The 15,383-nt window shown below is 63.9% G+C and carries 19 protein-coding genes; 5 read left to right on the plus strand and 14 right to left on the minus strand.

The window, feature by feature from the left end; all coding sequences use genetic code 11:
* Positions 1-3 precede the first annotated feature (3 nt).
* A complete protein-coding gene (locus tag EUU22_RS14615; RefSeq protein ID WP_245485045.1) occupies positions 4-258 on the plus strand; it encodes a YjiS-like domain-containing protein in 255 nt (84 codons plus the stop codon).
* A 35-nt stretch (positions 259-293) separates the two neighbouring features.
* Here EUU22_RS14615 and EUU22_RS14620 read toward each other — a convergent pair whose 3' ends face one another.
* The 6 genes from EUU22_RS14620 to purC form a co-directional block, all read right to left on the minus strand.
* On the minus strand, positions 294-866 hold the full coding sequence (locus EUU22_RS14620) for an acyloxyacyl hydrolase (protein WP_129332696.1): 573 nt from the start codon (positions 864-866) through the stop codon (positions 294-296).
* Between the two features lie 185 nt (positions 867-1,051).
* Positions 1,052-1,435 (minus strand): hypothetical protein, encoded by a 384-nt coding sequence (locus EUU22_RS14625; RefSeq protein WP_129332697.1) that lies wholly within the window; start codon positions 1,433-1,435, stop codon positions 1,052-1,054.
* Positions 1,436-1,482: 47 nt separating this feature from the next.
* A complete protein-coding gene (gene purQ / locus EUU22_RS14630; protein ID WP_129332698.1) occupies positions 1,483-2,157 on the minus strand; it encodes a phosphoribosylformylglycinamidine synthase subunit PurQ in 675 nt (224 codons plus the stop codon).
* Complete coding sequence (locus EUU22_RS14635; protein ID WP_129332699.1) at positions 2,154-2,411, minus strand: hypothetical protein; 258 nt, start codon at positions 2,409-2,411, stop codon at positions 2,154-2,156. Before EUU22_RS14635 ends, purQ begins: the two co-directional genes overlap by 4 nt.
* Positions 2,412-2,429: 18 nt before the next feature.
* Entirely contained in the window at positions 2,430-2,672 is a 243-nt protein-coding gene (gene purS, locus EUU22_RS14640) for a phosphoribosylformylglycinamidine synthase subunit PurS (protein ID WP_112685021.1), read from the minus strand.
* 18 nt (positions 2,673-2,690) lie between these two features.
* Positions 2,691-3,455 (minus strand): phosphoribosylaminoimidazolesuccinocarboxamide synthase, encoded by a 765-nt coding sequence (gene purC / locus EUU22_RS14645; protein ID WP_112685019.1) that lies wholly within the window; start codon positions 3,453-3,455, stop codon positions 2,691-2,693.
* 232 nt (positions 3,456-3,687) lie between these two features.
* Here purC and EUU22_RS14650 point away from each other — a divergent pair, with 232 nt between their 5' ends.
* On the plus strand, positions 3,688-3,999 hold the full coding sequence (locus tag EUU22_RS14650) for a DUF1476 domain-containing protein (protein ID WP_129332700.1): 312 nt from the start codon (positions 3,688-3,690) through the stop codon (positions 3,997-3,999).
* A 37-nt stretch (positions 4,000-4,036) separates the two neighbouring features.
* On the opposite strand, the gene EUU22_RS14655 is transcribed toward EUU22_RS14650, so the two are convergent.
* The 3 genes from EUU22_RS14655 to EUU22_RS14665 all read right to left on the minus strand — a co-directional run bounded on the left by EUU22_RS14655 (position 4,037) and on the right by EUU22_RS14665 (position 8,759).
* The gene (locus EUU22_RS14655) at positions 4,037-6,553 is read right to left on the minus strand and encodes a sensor domain-containing protein (protein WP_245485047.1); all 2,517 of its coding nucleotides are present in this window, start codon (positions 6,551-6,553) and stop codon (positions 4,037-4,039) included.
* Positions 6,554-6,666: 113 nt separating this feature from the next.
* Positions 6,667-7,215 (minus strand): RBBP9/YdeN family alpha/beta hydrolase, encoded by a 549-nt coding sequence (locus tag EUU22_RS14660; RefSeq protein ID WP_129332701.1) that lies wholly within the window; start codon positions 7,213-7,215, stop codon positions 6,667-6,669.
* An 86-nt stretch (positions 7,216-7,301) separates the two neighbouring features.
* A complete protein-coding gene (locus EUU22_RS14665) occupies positions 7,302-8,759 on the minus strand; it encodes a ferredoxin reductase family protein (protein ID WP_165351173.1) in 1,458 nt (485 codons plus the stop codon).
* A gap of 171 nt (positions 8,760-8,930) precedes the next feature.
* On the opposite strand from EUU22_RS14665, the gene EUU22_RS14670 reads away from it, so the two are divergent.
* Positions 8,931-9,395 (plus strand): low affinity iron permease family protein, encoded by a 465-nt coding sequence (locus EUU22_RS14670; RefSeq protein ID WP_129332703.1) that lies wholly within the window; start codon positions 8,931-8,933, stop codon positions 9,393-9,395.
* Between the two features lie 12 nt (positions 9,396-9,407).
* On the opposite strand, the gene purB is transcribed toward EUU22_RS14670, so the two are convergent.
* The 4 genes from purB to rpe all read right to left on the minus strand — a co-directional run bounded on the left by purB (position 9,408) and on the right by rpe (position 12,702).
* Entirely contained in the window at positions 9,408-10,709 is a 1,302-nt protein-coding gene (gene purB, locus EUU22_RS14675) for an adenylosuccinate lyase (RefSeq protein WP_129332704.1), read from the minus strand.
* A gap of 61 nt (positions 10,710-10,770) precedes the next feature.
* Positions 10,771-11,292, minus strand: coding sequence for a hypothetical protein (locus EUU22_RS14680; RefSeq protein ID WP_129332705.1), 522 nt, complete (start codon positions 11,290-11,292; stop codon positions 10,771-10,773).
* 1 nt (position 11,293) lies between these two features.
* Complete coding sequence (locus EUU22_RS14685; protein WP_129332706.1) at positions 11,294-12,028, minus strand: DUF2259 domain-containing protein; 735 nt, start codon at positions 12,026-12,028, stop codon at positions 11,294-11,296.
* Positions 12,025-12,702 carry a ribulose-phosphate 3-epimerase gene (rpe, locus tag EUU22_RS14690; protein WP_129332707.1) on the minus strand — a complete coding sequence of 226 codons (678 nt, stop codon included), beginning with the start codon at positions 12,700-12,702 and terminating at the stop codon, positions 12,025-12,027. Before rpe ends, EUU22_RS14685 begins: the two co-directional genes overlap by 4 nt.
* A gap of 145 nt (positions 12,703-12,847) precedes the next feature.
* Here rpe and EUU22_RS14695 point away from each other — a divergent pair, with 145 nt between their 5' ends.
* The gene (locus EUU22_RS14695; protein ID WP_129332708.1) at positions 12,848-13,603 is read left to right on the plus strand and encodes an SDR family NAD(P)-dependent oxidoreductase; all 756 of its coding nucleotides are present in this window, start codon (positions 12,848-12,850) and stop codon (positions 13,601-13,603) included.
* A gap of 17 nt (positions 13,604-13,620) precedes the next feature.
* Here the strand turns inward: EUU22_RS14695 and EUU22_RS14700 are convergent, their stop codons facing one another.
* Entirely contained in the window at positions 13,621-14,685 is a 1,065-nt protein-coding gene (locus tag EUU22_RS14700) for a branched-chain amino acid ABC transporter substrate-binding protein (RefSeq protein ID WP_129332861.1), read from the minus strand.
* A gap of 201 nt (positions 14,686-14,886) precedes the next feature.
* On the opposite strand from EUU22_RS14700, the gene EUU22_RS14705 reads away from it, so the two are divergent.
* Positions 14,887-15,381 carry a flavin reductase gene (locus EUU22_RS14705; protein WP_129332709.1) on the plus strand — a complete coding sequence of 165 codons (495 nt, stop codon included), beginning with the start codon at positions 14,887-14,889 and terminating at the stop codon, positions 15,379-15,381.
* Positions 15,382-15,383: the final 2 nt, after the last annotated feature.

Below are 15,383 nucleotides of genomic sequence, written 5' to 3' on the forward strand. Positions count from 1 at the left end.
ACAATGACAATAGAAACGGTATGCCGGGACAGAAGAGAGCCGGACGACGCTGCGCCGCTGCGGCATCGCGTGATGGCGGCAGTCAGGGCTCTCGCGAACGCGGTGGCCCGGCGCAGGCGTGTCCGCAGAACCCGGATCGATCTTGCCGGACTGACAGCCGACCAGTTGCGCGACATCGGGCTGACGCAGCGTCAGGCCGATGTCGAAGTCCGCCGCTCGCTGTTTCTCGCGATCGACAGGACGGTGTCTCCAAAGTGAATTGCCGACGGGCGGCGGCCTGTCCTTGATCGGTCCTAGAACTTGTAGCCGATCAGGACGCCGCCGCGGGTGAGCCCGTTGTTGGTGTCGCCGCAGAGGTTGGCGTGCGAGGAGTGCTCCAGCTGGGCAACGACCCGCCAATGGGCGTCGAGGCTGATGCCGGCTGCGGCATATTCGTGAAACAGAAGCGCGCAGCCGAGCTTGGGGCCGTCCGTTCCGTCGTTCCTGAGGTCGCCGTTGTGCAGGGTGCCGCCGGCGCCGCCCTCGAGGAAAAACCCGTCGCCGAGATCGACGGTCCAGCTGAAGCCGGCGAACAGCTGGCTCGCTTCGCCGGCGGAGCTGATGGCGGCGCCTGCGTGGACGCGTGGCCGGATGAGTTTCTGAAGGCCATCGGACTCGTTGTGTCCCCACGGATCGAAGAAGACCATGGCCTCGACGAAGCCGCCCTTCTCGTCGTTGGTGTCCGTCTTGTCGGCGGCCATCAAGCCGCCAAGACGCACCTCGTCGAACAGGTGGTCTTGCGCAGCCGCTGACCCCGACCAGGCAAGTGAAAGCATGACCACCGCCGTTCCGAGGCGCCGAATCTTGGCAGCAGTGGCAGTACCCATTGATCGAGGCTCCTCCTGCAGGTCACCTCCGAAGCGAAGCTCGGGAAGGTTGCGCGGAGGATAGGCTGACGGCGTTTATTAGTGCAACAGGAAAAGCGTATACTCGCGGTGATGCTTCTGCGCTTGCCGGCTGAAGCCTGCTTTTCCACAGGCACACGTGTTTCAATTACGCCGTGGAGGCGGGATCAGCAGTTCTTGTCGCCCTTGGACCACCGGTTCACGTCGCGCACGATGCGTGCGCGGACCGGCTGATCCATCATCGGGCCGAACGCATCGAGACGTGCCGGGTTTCCTTCCGCCTGCACGACAAGGAGCGGACGGATGTCGCCGCTGTTCTTGCGAACCAGCAGAATTCGCGGCCGGCCGGAATAGGAATCGAGCTCGGGCGCCATGGCGTAGCCCTTGAAGTCGCCGTCGCCCGATTTGATCCAGCAGGTGTTGGCGCCGACCGCGACCCTCTCCATGATGTCGAGCGCGGAATGGCCGCGCGTCGGCCTCGGCGTGTCCGATTGGCAGGCGGTCAGCGCGAGTGCGCCGGAAAGGCTGAGCACGGCGAGGGCAGGACGCATGAGCGGGGTTCCGGGTTCGTGGCGCGGATGATCGTCGACAGGCGGTGTCAGGCTGCGATGACGTCGAGAGCCGAGGCGAAGAGGCCGCGGCCGTCGCTGCCGCCGTGAGCAGCCTCGATCAGGTTTTCCGGATGCGGCATCATGCCAAGGACATTGCCCCGGGCGTTGATCACGCCGGCGATGTCGTGAATCGAGCCGTTCGGGTTGGTGCCCTCGGCGTAACGGAAAACGACCTGGCCGTTGTCCTCAAGGCGCTTCAGCGTCTTGTCATCGGCGAAATAGTTGCCGTCGTGGTGGGCGACGGGGCAACGGAGAATCTGGCCCTTCGAATAGGCGCGGGTGAAATCCGTCTCGGCGTTGACGACCTCAAGCTTGATTTCCTTGCAGACAAATTTCAGCGAAGCGTTGCGCATGAGCGCGCCCGGCAGCATGCCCGCCTCGACGAGAATCTGGAAGCCGTTGCAGACACCGAGCACCTTGGTCCCGCGTTCTGCCGCCGCCTTGACCGCTTGCATCACCGGCATCCGAGCGGCGATCGCGCCGCAGCGCAGATAGTCGCCATAGGAGAAACCGCCCGGAATGACGATCAGGTCGACGCTTTCCGGAATCTCCGTCTCGGTCTGCCAGACGGTGAGCGGGGCCTTGCCGGAAATCTTGGTGAGCGCCGCGATCATGTCGCGGTCGCGGTTGAGGCCGGGAAGTTGGAGGACGGCTGATTTCATGGCTGATGTTCGAACCTTGCTTGGGCTTCCTGAAGCTCACGCAGCTCCAGACGGTTTTCGATGCGGTCGAGGCGGTTTTCGACGTGGCCGATTGTCACTCGCAGATTATTGATGTCGCCCTGCAACACGTGCAGTTGGGATCTCAATGTCTGATTGTCCGCGCGCAACTCTCCGATGGCAATGTCGACCTTGTCAAATCGCTGATTGAGCTTCTTCAGCAACTCAAACATCAGTTCGCTGGTCACCTCGGCCACGGCCGGCTCCTTCAACCCTCAGGCGATGGAGATAGTATAGTTCTCGATGACCGTGTTTGCGAGGAGTTTCTCGCACATGGCCTTGAGGTCGGCTTCCGCCTTGGCCTTGTCGGCGCCTTCGAGTTCGAGATCGAAGACCTTGCCTTGGCGGACATGGTCGACGCCTTCGAAACCGAGCGCAGAGAGGGCGCCTTCGATCGCCTTGCCCTGCGGGTCCAGAACGCCGTTCTTCAGAGTTACGGTCACGCGTGCCTTGATCACTAGAGGCTTCTCCTGTCCTTACTTGACCAGAACCGGCCCGGTGCCGCGCAGCGGTTCATTCAAATTGATGATGCCGAGGCGGCGGGCGACTTCCTGATAGGCTTCGAGCAACCCGCCGAGATCCTGACGGAACCGGTCCTTGTCCATCTTTTCCTTGGTTTCGATATCCCAAAGGCGGCACGAATCGGGGGAGATCTCGTCGGCCAGAATGATGCGCATCATGTCGCCCTCGTAAAGGCGGCCGCATTCGATCTTGAAGTCGATCAGCTGAATCCCGACGCCGAGGAAAAGGCCGCTCAGGAAGTCGTTGACGCGGATGGCGAGCGCCATGATGTCGTCGAGTTCGGCGGGATTGGCCCAGCCGAAGGCGGTGATGTGCTCCTCCGAGACCATGGGGTCGTCGAGCGCATCGGACTTATAGTAGAATTCGATGATCGAGCGCGGCAAAACCACGCCTTCCTCGATGCCGAGGCGGCGGGCGAGCGAGCCGGCGGCGACGTTGCGCACGACGATCTGGAGCGGAATCATTTCCACTTCCTTTATCAACTGCTCGCGCATGTTGATCCGGCGGATGAAATGGGTCGGAATGCCGATCTTGTTCAGATGCGTGAAGACGTATTCGGAGATGCGGTTGTTGAGCACCCCCTTGCCGTCGATGACGTCGTGCTTCTTCTTGTTGAAGGCGGTGGCGTCGTCCTTGAAGTGTTGAATCAGCGTGCCCGGCTCAGGTCCTTCATATAGGATCTTGGCCTTGCCCTCGTAAACACGGCGGCGACGGTTCATGGCTGGTTGTCTCTGCTGTTGGCGTCACATCGCGGACGCGTGGATCGATATGCTGCGGTCCCATAGCGGAAAACAACGGTTTTCACAATGCGGGTGTTGTCCGTTTCGATCAAATCCTCAGATCCCGGACGGACGGCCCTGTGTCCGCCTAACTTCGCATTGGACTTTGACGGGGGTTTTGATTAATGGGGGGCAGAAACCCTTTGATGGCGCTAGTTTTTGGGAGACGCAGATGAGCGGCATGAGCGATCGCGAAAAGGCATTTGAAAACAAGTTCGCGCATGATCAGGAACTGAAGTTCCGGGCCGAAGCGCGGCGCAACAAGCTGCTCGGTTTCTGGGCGGCCGCGCTGATGGGCAGAGATCCGGAGGCCTATGCCAAGGAAGTGGTCGCCTCGGACTTCGAGGAAGCGGGCCATGAAGACGTTTTCCGCAAGGTTCGCGACGATCTCGCCGCCGCCGGCGTTTCGGTCGACGAGGAGGAGCTGCGCGTCAAGATGAGCGACTTCCTCGCGCAGGCCGTCGATCAGATCCAGAGCGAATAATACTCCCCGCGGGCGCGGTCCTTGCGACCGCGCCGCCTCACAGCGCGCGCCAGCCCTGTGCGCGCAGGAAGGCGAACGTGTCTTCCATCGCCATCGGTTTTGCCAGGCCGTAGCCCTGCAGCACGTCGCAACCGAGTTTGGCGAGCACGCGGACCTGCTCCCGTGTTTCCACCCCTTCCGCGACGATCTTCACGTTCAGTGAACGCCCTATATCGATGATCGAGCCGACCAGACGGCGCTGCTCGGGCGATCGAGCCACGCCGCGCACGAGCTCGCGATCGATCTTCAGGGAGTCCGGGCCGATGCGCAGAAGGCTCACGATCGATGCGTGGCCGGTGCCGAAATCGTCGATCTCGATGCCGATTCCGAGCTTGCGGATGTGGGCGAGATTGGCGCGTGCCTGTTCGTCGGATTCGTCGAGGAAGATCGATTCCAGAAGTTCGAACGAGATGGTGCCGGGCTCGAAGGAGAGGGCGGCGAGCTTTTGAGTGAGATGCGGATCGTGGAGGCGACGGGTCGAGACGTTGACCGACACCTTGGGAACGCGAAGTCCTTCGGCTCGCCAGCGTGCGGCATCCGCGACGGCCTTTTGCAGCAGTAGCCCGTCGATCTGCGCGACGACGCCGATCTCTTCGGCAACCGCGAGGAATTCGGCCGGCGCCAGCAGGCCGCGCTCGGGATGTCTCCAGCGGGCGAGAGCCTCGGCTCCGACCACGTCGAGGCTGCGGGCGCAGAACTGGAACTGGTAGTGCGGGACGAATTCGTCGTTTTCAAGCGCGCGCAGCAGATCGTCGGCGAGGCGATGCGCCGTCACCATCTGGTGGCGACGGTCGCGGCAGAAGAATTCGTAGCGGTTACGCCCGGCATTCTTGGCATGATAGAGGGCGATATCCGCGTTGAGCAGCAGCTGACGTGCGTCGATGCTGCCGCCGCGCTCGAGTGCGATCCCGATGCTCGCTCCTGCGCGGCATTCGTGCCCCTCGAAGACGATCGGCCGCCGCAATTCCGCGATCAACCGCTCAGCCATGACTGCGAGGACGTTCTCGTCGCCGTCATAGGCAACCAGGAAGACGAATTCGTCACCGCCGATACGGGCAACGAAATCACCATCATCGCGCATGGCGTCGCGCAATACGCGTGCGGCGTGGCGCAGCAGCTGGTCGCCGGCATTGTGGCCGAGCGTGTCGTTCACCTGCTTGAACCTGTCGAGGTCTATGTGCAGGGCCGCGAGCCCCTTGCCGCGCTTGTCGCAGTCGGCGACGATCTGGTCCAGCATCTGGTCGAGGTAACGGCGGTTCGGAAGGTCGGTCAGATAGTCGTGAAGGGCGATATGCTCGATGCGCGCCTTGGCCGCTTCGAGCTCCGCGTTGCGCGCTTCGGCGAGTGTTTTCGCCCTTTCGAGTTCCCTGTGCAGGAGAACGTCACCGGTGACGTCCCAGTTGGCGCCGATCATCTTTCGATGACCGTCTGAATCGATGAAGGGCAGGGTGCGCGAGCGAATGTAGTGCGTCGAACCATCCCGGAGGATCACACGATACTCATCCGAGAACGGCAGCAGGTTGGCGACGTGGCGGTCGACTTCGCCGAACACGTGCTCGCGATCGTCCGGATGCAGCATGCTCTCCCAGAGCCCGCCGATCTTGACTTCCTCTTTCCTGTCGATGCCGTAGAGGGCGAACATCCCGTCGTCCCAGTCCGAGGTTCCGAGATCGAAATCGGCCTCGAACACGCCCACGCGGGAAACGTCGAGGGCGACCTTGAGCCGCCGCGAGAGGTGGGTGAGCCGCTCCTCGGTCTGCTTGCGCGTCGTGATGTCGGTATCGGTTCCGATGATTCGCAGGGGACGACCGTCGGCGTCGCGCTCGACACAGGAGCCTCGGCATTCGATCCACAGATAGTGGCCGTCCGTGTGCCTTTCGCGGTAGTCGAAGGTCATAAAGTCGGGGTCACCGGCAGTCTGCCGTTCGACACAATGGGCGACCCTTTCGCGGTCCTCAGGATGAATGCGCTGGAGCCAGGCATCCGTCTCGGACGGAATGGGTTCGTCTGGGCCGATGCCGCGCATCTGCCGCCAGATGTCCGAGCAGTACCATTGGTCGAGGTCGGCGCGGTATTCCCACACTCCAGAGGAAGAGCCCACGAGCGCGCTGTGCCAGCGGTCCTCCGACGCCTCGCAAGCCGCCAGCCGGTTCTTCAGGGAGCTGATGTCCGCAAGGGTGACGACAAAGAGGTCACTCTCCTGCGGGCATGGTGCAACCGACCCGATGAGCCAGGCTTTGCCGTCGTCGATGCCGAGTTCGAGGCCGTGCTGTGCGCCGCCGCCTGCGGATGCAGAGAGGAGGGCAGAGGCGAACTGCGCCCGGCAAGCCGGGGTGAAGAGGTCGCAGAGGCGATCGGCGCCTTTCAACAGCGCATGCGCGGCCGCATTCGCCGCCTTCACCGCGGTTCTGACATCGATGACAAGTGCCGGTGACGGAACGGCGCCAAGCAGGTCAGCCCCCTTTTCCAGGCGCCACTCGTCGTTCTTTCGGCAGCTACCTTCGGCCTGTGGCAATTCCAGCGCTCGCGTTTACATGGACATTTCGGTCGAAACGCTAGTAGCGCCGGATTAAGATCGAATTAAGCCGATATATGTCGGCTTGTTCCGTACCGGGACGCCGTCCCTCGTCAAAGCCTGGCCAGAAACTGCGCGAAGACCATCGTGCCTTCCGGCCATGGGCCGTGGCCGGACTCGGCGTTGATGTGCCCGCACTCTCCGGCATCAAGAAGCAGCGAGCCCCAGGCGTTCGCGATATCCTCGGTCTGCTCGAACGCGCCGAAGGGATCATTCCGGCTTGCCACGGTGATTGACGGAAACGGCAGGGGATCGCGTGGGTAAGGTCCGAAGGTCATCAGGTGTTTCGGCCTGATCTGCGGATTCGCGACGTCCGGCGGCGCGACAAAGAAGGCGCCTGCAATTCTTCCGGTGAAGCGGGGCACTGCGTGGATGGCGGTCGCCACACCCAGTGAATGCGCGACGAGTACCACGGGTCGCGTCGAGGCATTCACCTCCTCAACCACCCGGTCGACCCAATCCTCCTTGACGGGCTTTGACCATTCCGCCTGCTCCACACGGCGGGCCGTCGAGAGCTTCGCCTGCCAGCGGCTCTGCCAGTGATCGGGCCCGGAATTGGTGTAACCGGGAATAATGAGGATATCGACGTCGGACGCTTTCATGCCGCTTATCTGCGTTCGCGAAGGCGCCGCGTCAAGACGAGCGCGGCGGCCGCAGGCAGAAAATGGCCTCTTCTGCCGAGCTAACGTCAGAGGGCCGCCGTCAGAGCCACGGCGAAGGTCGCACCGTAGACCAATGCCATTACCGAGATGAAGCGACGCCTGACCATCCGGCAAACCGCATCGTCGCCGGCGTCGAAGTCGAAGCGTTCCATGACGATCCGGCCAGGCGGGACACCAGCCTCCACGAGCAAGCCGACGGCAGTCTCCATCATGGCGGGCGGACCACAGATGAAGGCGGTGACTGCAGCGGGGTCAAGGCCGTCGACAATTCGAGCGAGGTGACCGGCATCGCAGGTTCCTTTTTCACAGCCCGCCTCGTCGTCCATGTCGGTCAGGAAAATCGCCCTGAAATCATGTCCTGCCATCAGGTCCTCGATTTCCGTCCGGACCACGTGGTCGGCGGCCGAGCGGGCGCCGGCGATCAGCCGAACCGGCCGCGGATCACCTGTCGCTGCGAGCGTGCGAACAAGGCTCAGCACCGGCGCTATGCCGATGCCGCCGGCGAGGAGGAGGACCGGGCCGTCGCCGGCCTCACGCAGCGTAAAGCTTCCGTGCGGCCCGTCGACGCCCACCCGCGTGCCGGGAGCGATGTTGCTTGCGCTGCCGCTCATGTCCCCGGCGTTGCGGATCAGGAAGCGCAATTGCGGCAGATCAGAGGGAGCGGAGGCGATCGAGAAGGGATTGTCGGTGACGGTGTGGCGGCGGCCGATCGTCAGCCAGGCGAACTGGCCGGCGGCGAACGAAAAGCGTTCGGGCGTATTCGTCGTCAGCACGAGCTCGGCGATCGAGGGGCTGAGCGCGCGCGCCGAGGCGACCGTGAACCCGCTGCGGAAGGCATGGACGGGCCTGAGGACATAGACGACGAGAAGCGACGCCAGCGCAACGAGGGCGATGACGAGCAATGCGGATGCGCCCAGCGGGTCGGCCATGAAGCGTGCGTTCGTGAACGCGTGGTGGAGCCCGAGCAACACGAGGGCCACCGCCATCGCGCCGTGACCGAGCCGCCATCCCTGGTAGGGCAACAGTCTTCCGCGCAGATATTTGCCGGTGAGGATGAGGAGAACCGCAAGCAGCGTCGCGATCACACCAGTGAAGAGGTCGGCACGCAGTAGATATCCCAGCAACCTTCGCGTCATTGCCGCGACACCGCTCTCGCCGGCTCGAACGAGGAAGAAAACGATATGGAGACCCAGCATTCCGAGAGCGCCGACGGCGGCGAGCCGGTGAAAGCCCATGGTCCGATCGAGGCCGATCCGGCCGGAGATGGTTTCGAAGCGGCCCGATGTCACGAACTGCATCAGGAACATGGCAAGTGCTGCTACGCCTGCAGTGCGCGCAAGCAGCGGAAACACCGTCGCTCCCTGCGGCCCCCCGTTGAACGATGCGAGCAGGACCGGGCCGGCTGTCAGGACGACGTAGGCAATGGCAAGCGCCGGCGCGGACAAGCCGACGAAGCGACCTGCGGCTGACCTGGGCTGCGGCATTCGATCGTTCTCCGTTGGACGGGCGCCATTTGGCGGACGTATTGCCATTTCCGTATGCACGAATGTTCTGCGGTCGGTCTTGACGCAAGTCAATGTGGAGCGTGTTCGCTCACGCCGGAACGTCGAGGCATTTTGTGCGTTTACCAGCGACTTTTCTTCGGCGGAGCACAAATGGCAGAAAAAATCAGTATCTTCGCGCGGTTTGCGACTGCGGTTTCGGAATGGACCGGGCGTCCTGCCGTCTTCGCTCTCGCGCTTGCATCGATTGTGGCCTGGGGACTGACCGGCCCCGTGTTCGGCTTCAGCGAAACCTGGCAACTGGTGGTCAACACCGGCACGACCATCATCACCTTCCTGATGGTCTTCGTGCTGCAGAACGCGCAGTCGCGCGACACCCGCGCGATCCAGACCAAGCTCGACGAACTGATCCTTACCAGCAAGGCGGAGAACCGGTTCATCGGTATCGAGAATCTCGACGAGGAGGAATTGAAGCGTCTCAATGCGCTTCTCGGTGAAGCGGCCAAACGCGACCGACACGCGCGGGAGACCGCCCTTTCGGCCCAGGACGACGGTCCGGAGGCAGGAAGAGGCGAGACGGACGAGGCGCCGCCGCTCGAACGGGCGGCGCCTCGCTGAGCGGACGACGGCTCAGCCGAAAACGCGCTTGAAGATCGTATCGACGTTCTTGGTGTGATAGCCGAGGTCGAACTTTTCGCGGATCTGCTCTTCGGAGAGCGCCTTGCGCACGTCTTCGTCGGCGAGCAGTTCTTCGAGGAAGTCCTTGCCCTGTTCCCAGACCTTCATGGCGTTGCGCTGGACGAGGCGATAGGCGTCCTCGCGCGAGACGCCTGCCTGCGTCAGTGCCAGCAGCACGCGCTGCGAATGAACCAGTCCGCGGAACTTGTTGAGGTTCTTCAGCATGTTCTCCGGATAGACGACGAGCTTTTCGACGACGCCGGCAAGCCGGTTGAGGGCGAAATCGAGCGTGATCGTCGTGTCGGGACCGATGCCGCGCTCGACGCTCGAATGGCTGATGTCGCGCTCATGCCAGAGCGCTACGTTTTCCATCGCCGGCACGACAGACATGCGCACGAGGCGGGCGAGACCGGTGAGGTTTTCCGTCAGGACCGGATTGCGCTTGTGCGGCATGGCCGACGAGCCCTTCTGGCCGGGGGAGAAGAATTCTTCCGCCTCCAGCACTTCCGTGCGCTGCATGTGGCGGATTTCGATCGCGACGTTCTCGATCGAGGAGGCGATGACGCCGAGGGTGGCGAAGAACATCGCGTGCCGGTCGCGCGGGATCACCTGCGTCGAGATCGGTTCCGGCTTCAGGCCGAGCTTTTCGCAGACATGTTCCTCGACGCGCGGATCGATGTTGGCGAAGGTGCCGACGGCGCCGGAGATGGCGCCCGTCGCTATTTCGGCGCGCGCGGCTTCGAGGCGCGCACGGTTGCGGCTCATCTCGGCATAGAAGCGGGCGAAGGTCAGGCCCATCGTCGTCGGCTCGGCATGAATGCCGTGGCTGCGGCCGATGCGGATCGTATCCTTGTGTTCGAAGGCGCGGGTCTTCAGCGCCGCGAGCACGCGGTCCATGTCGGCAAGCAGGATGTCGGCGGCGCGCACGAGCTGGATGTTGAAGGTCGTGTCGAGCACGTCCGACGAGGTCATGCCCTGGTGGACGAAGCGGCTGTCGGGGCCGACGAATTCGGCAAGATGGGTGAGGAAGGCGATGACGTCATGCTTGGTGACGGCTTCGATCTCGTCGATCCGTGCGACGTCGAACTCCGCCGCGCCACCCTTCTCCCAGATGGTCTTTGCCGCTTCCTTCGGGATCACGCCGATCTCGGCGAGCGCGTCGCAAGCGTGGGCCTCGATCTCGAACCAGATGCGGAACTTGGTTTCGGGCGACCAGACGGCGACCATTTCGGGCCGGGAATAGCGGGGGATCATAGGCCTATCTTTCCTGGAAAGCTGCGGGATGGCGTCGCTTTAGCAAAGACCGCCGGCAATCTCAACGGTTGCGGCGTGCCAGCAGCAGGCTTGCCGCGAGGAGGAAGACGAGTCCGAACGGCAGGAAGAGCCGCAGACCCAGGACTGAGAACTGGAAGACCGCCGATGCGGAGGTGAAGACGAACTGGAACGCCCAGATCCACGTGCCGAAAGGCGCATGCCACTGCGCATAGAAGGAGCGGTACTGCATGGCGAAGAGGAAGGCTGTGAAGGCGACCGTACCGACGGAAAGAAAGAGGAAGCCGGCGGCAAAGCGCGTCTCGATGGGGCGCTCGAGGCTGAAGAAGCGGGTGACGGGCACGGCGGTCAGCCATCCGAGCATGCCGCCGCCCAAAAAGAGCAGGAGCAACTGGTCGCGGTGTGCGTAGGGTGTCCAGTGCAGCATCCACATCGCGAGCAGGCAGGAAAGCGCCATGACCGCGCCCCAGACCGGCGCGCCGAGAAGCCAGAGGCCGAGCGACGGGACACTCGCCGCAAGACGGGCACGCAGGTTGAGCGGCGAGGGGCGGGAGGCCTGGAGCATGTCAGGGATGTACCGGCACGGCGATCCACCGTCCGTCGCGCCCCTCGAAGCCGAAGCTCAGCACGAGGACGAGGGCCATGTGGACCGGAGGTGTTCCCGATGGCGTATGGGTCACGACGCCAGCGAGACGATAGCCGGTCGCGCAATTGCGGCTTGCGGGCAGGCGGTCGTCCTCATGGACCAGGTCGTCGGAGGCGGCGCCGTCGCGCTCCGTGAGCCGCAGCCGGAAGCCCTTGACCTCATCGACGATGTCCTTGCAGGCCGGCGGTGGGGGAAGCGCATATTCCTCCAGCGCCAGCGTATGGGGCTTGCCGAAGGGCGGATCGCCGGGGAAGGGCAGATACCGAAGCCGGTGCGCGTCGGAGTCGACTTCCGTCATCGGGTTTAGGGTGACGACCTGCCCAGGTTCATCGGCAAGACCATTGCTTTCGATGAGCGGGGACGCCTTCTGCGCCGCTTCGGCACGGGCGGCCCCGAGGCCGGCCTGCTCGTCGTCGATCCGCACGCGGATCGGCGTTCCGGGAAGGTAGGCGTCCTTCACCGTGTCGAGAAAGTAGATGTTCGAATAGGGAAAGCCGGAGCCGTCCTGGACGCCGTATTCCTCGAAGGCGTAGATCTTGCCGTCGCCGGAAAAACCGATCGACCGGAAGCCGGCGATGTCACCGGCGAGGGCCGGCGTCGCGGCGAGCGCGAGACCGGCCGTCAGTCCTGCAAGCGATCCCCGCAATCCCCTCAACGACGTCCCTCTTCGGCAGCCTTTCTCAGACTGTCGACCGTTTTGCGGTAGTCGTCAACGCCTTCGCCCTTGTAGATCGCCGAGCCCGCGACCAGCACGTTGGCGCCCGCCGAGGTGACGAGCGGGGCGGTGGTCGCGGTGATCCCGCCGTCCACCTGCAGCATGATCGGGCGATCGCCGATCATGTGGTTTGCCTGGGCGATCTTTTCGACCATGGCCGGGATGAATTTCTGCCCGCCGAAGCCCGGATTGACGCTCATGATCAGGAGCAGGTCAATGTCTTCGAGCACATGTTCGAGAACCGAGACCGGGGTCGCCGGATTGAGCGAGACGCCGGCTTTCTTGCCGAGCGCCCGAATGGTCTGCAGGGAGCGGTGAAGGTGCGGGCCGGCTTCGGCATGAACGGTGATATAGTCGCAGCCGGCCTCGGCAAAGGCTTCGAGATAGGGGTCGGCGGGCGCGATCATCAGGTGGCAGTCGAAGACGGCCTTCGTGTAGGGACGGAGTGCCTTGACCACCGCCGGGCCGAAGGTGATGTTCGGCACAAAGTGGCCGTCCATCACGTCGAGGTGGATCCAGTCTGCACCCGCTTCCACGACGTCGGCGACTTCCTGGCCGAGCTTCGCGAAATTGGAGGCGAGGATCGAAGGGGCGATCAGCAGCGGGCGGGTCATGGCTCTTTCCTTGTCGGCGGTGACTTTGGCGTGGCCTTAACATTGCGGGCCCGGCGCGGCAACCGTACGAAGGGCGTGCATGGTGAGCTACTTGACGTAGCCTCCTCGCCGGGCCATCCCTGCGGGTGGTTTTTGGAGGCGGGGCATGAAGCGGTTTGCAATCATCACCGGAGGAAGTTCGGGGATCGGTCGACACTTGGTGTCGGCCTTCACCGAGGAGGGCTATGACGTTGCCTTCAGCTACGTCGGAGCTGTCGAGGATGCGGAGACAACGGTTGCCAGCGCCTCCGGTGGCGGGCGGGTCATGGCGGTGGCCTGCGATGTCGGCGATGCCGCGGCCGTGGAGCGTTTCGTCACCGAAGCCGAGGCGTGGGCGGGGCAGGCGCCTGACGTGCTGGTCAACAATGCCGGTATCCAGACCTGGTCGCCGCTGCTCGAATTGTCCGAGGAACGCTGGGACGCGGTCATCCGCACTAATCTCAAGGGTACGTTCCTGAACACGCAGATCGTCGCCCGGCACATGATCAGCGCCGGCAAGGGCGGGTCGATCATCAATATCGGCTCTGGCTGCAACAAGTACGCCTTTCCACGGCTCGTTGACTACACGGCGTCGAAGGGCGGCGTCGAACAGTTTACCAAGGTCGCGGCGGTCGAGCTCGGCCCGAGCGGCATCCGCGTCAACTGCGTCGCACCGGGCGCAATCGAGACCGAGCGGACGAAGATGGAAGCGCCGGACTATGCCGAGACGTGGGGTGCGGTGACGCCGCTGCGCCGCGTCGGCACGCCTCGGGACATTGCCGGTCCGGTGCTGTTTCTCGCAAGCGAGGCGGCGGGGTTCGTCACCGGTCAGACGATCTGGGTCGACGGCGGCGTGTTTTCGCAGCCGCAATGGCCGTATTGAACCGCGCCGGCGCGGCGCTACTGTCCGACGGCGCCGACGGGTACGAAGCGTCCGTCCCGCCACTCCATCAGCACGTAGGGATTGTCGACCAGTTCGTGGCCGGCATCGAAGGTGACATTGCCGATTGCGGTCTCAAAACCGGTTCCAACCAGCGCCTCGGCAACGGGCATGCCCATCGCCGAGGAGAGGCCTGCGGCATCGGCGACCAGCTCGACGCTCGCAAAGGCCGGCAGCACGTAGCCTTCCGGGACGATGCCCTTGCCGCGCAGGAGAGCGACGGCTTCCTGCGCCGAGGGGAAGGTGTCGTATTCCGGAAGGGCGACGGCCAGGGTTCCGGCGGCGAGCGCGACCGGCTGGTCCGCCGCCCGCATGGCGTCGCCGCCCATCAGCGTCAGCGTCGCCTTCTCGGTCGCCGCGTCGCGGGCGATGATCGCCACGTCGTTGCGGTCGCCGCCGACGAAGACGCGGGTGGCTCCGGCCTTCTTGAGACGCCGCACCAGCGCCACCTGCTGTTCCTGACCGGGGCGGTAGGTATCGGTGAAGACCGGCTTCATGCCTCGCTCCTCCATCCCCGCTCGGACCGCCTCCACGAGCTCCCGACCGTGGATCGTACCGTCCTCGATCAGCGCGACGGCATCTCCGGACCAGTCCCGCAGGATCACCTCGATCACCTTTTCCGCCTCGTCGTCCGCTGTCGGTGCCATCCGGAAGAACGGCCATTCGTTCTTCAGGGCATCCTCCATCAGCACCTTCCAGCGGACCGAAAGGGTGATCGCGGGAATGCCGGCCTCCTTGAGGAGCGGCGGCGCCCCGTCAAGCGACTCACTGCAGAGAAAACCGATCGCTGCCGTGACCTTCGCGTCCCTGAGCTGTTCACCGATCGCCTCTCCGCTGCCGGCTTCGCAGGTCTCGGCGACGAGATGCACCTCTATCCCGAGCCTCTCCGCCGCCGCTTCGGCGCCGTCCTGCATCTGTTTGCCGAGAAGCGCGAAGGGGCCCGACTGCGGCGCGACCACGCCGATGCTTGCCGCTGCCGCATTCGTTGCCGCAAGGCAGGTTGCGGCAAGCAGCATCGACAGCATGCGAAGGCGGGGCTTCAAATTCTTGTTCTCCCTTGCGAAACCGGCGCAGCTTAACCGAGACGTCCGGCCGCACAAACCGCAAATTGGCCGGCGGACGGCGGTTTTCGAAAAATCGTCACCGTTGTGGAAAATGTAAACCTTGCAAGCCATATTGTGGGCAAACCAATGTGCGGCGAGCGCTCTCGCCCCGGAGACAAGCGATTGTTGAACACGCAGCAGATGGATCCCGTCCTTTATCGGGAGGCGATGAGCCGGTACGCGGGCCACGTCCAGATCGTCACGACGGAATATGAGGGCGTGCGCCGCGGTGTCACGATCACGGCCGCCTGTTCGGTATCGGATCGTCCGCCGATGCTCCTCGTCTGCCTCAACAACAACAATCCGAACAACGCGGTGTTCTTCGAGGCCGGCTATTTCGCGCTCAATACGCTCGGCGCGCAGCATGAGGCGCTCGCCAACGCCTTCGCCGGCTTCGGCGTGAAGGAGGCCGACGCCCGCTTTGCGCTCGCGAAGTGGCAGGTGCTCTCGACCGGTGCGCCGGTGCTGGCCGATGCAGTGGCGGCCTTCGACTGCAGGGTGACCGACCGCAAGGTGACGGCGACCCACACGGTGCTCTTCGGCGAGGTCGCGGCGGTCCACTTTGGGCCGCGCGAGCCGGCGCTCATCTATCTGGACCGCGGCTACCACAGCTTGTAATC

This window comes from Ciceribacter ferrooxidans, from assembly GCF_004137355.1.
Lineage (GTDB): Bacteria > Pseudomonadota > Alphaproteobacteria > Rhizobiales > Rhizobiaceae > Allorhizobium > Allorhizobium ferrooxidans.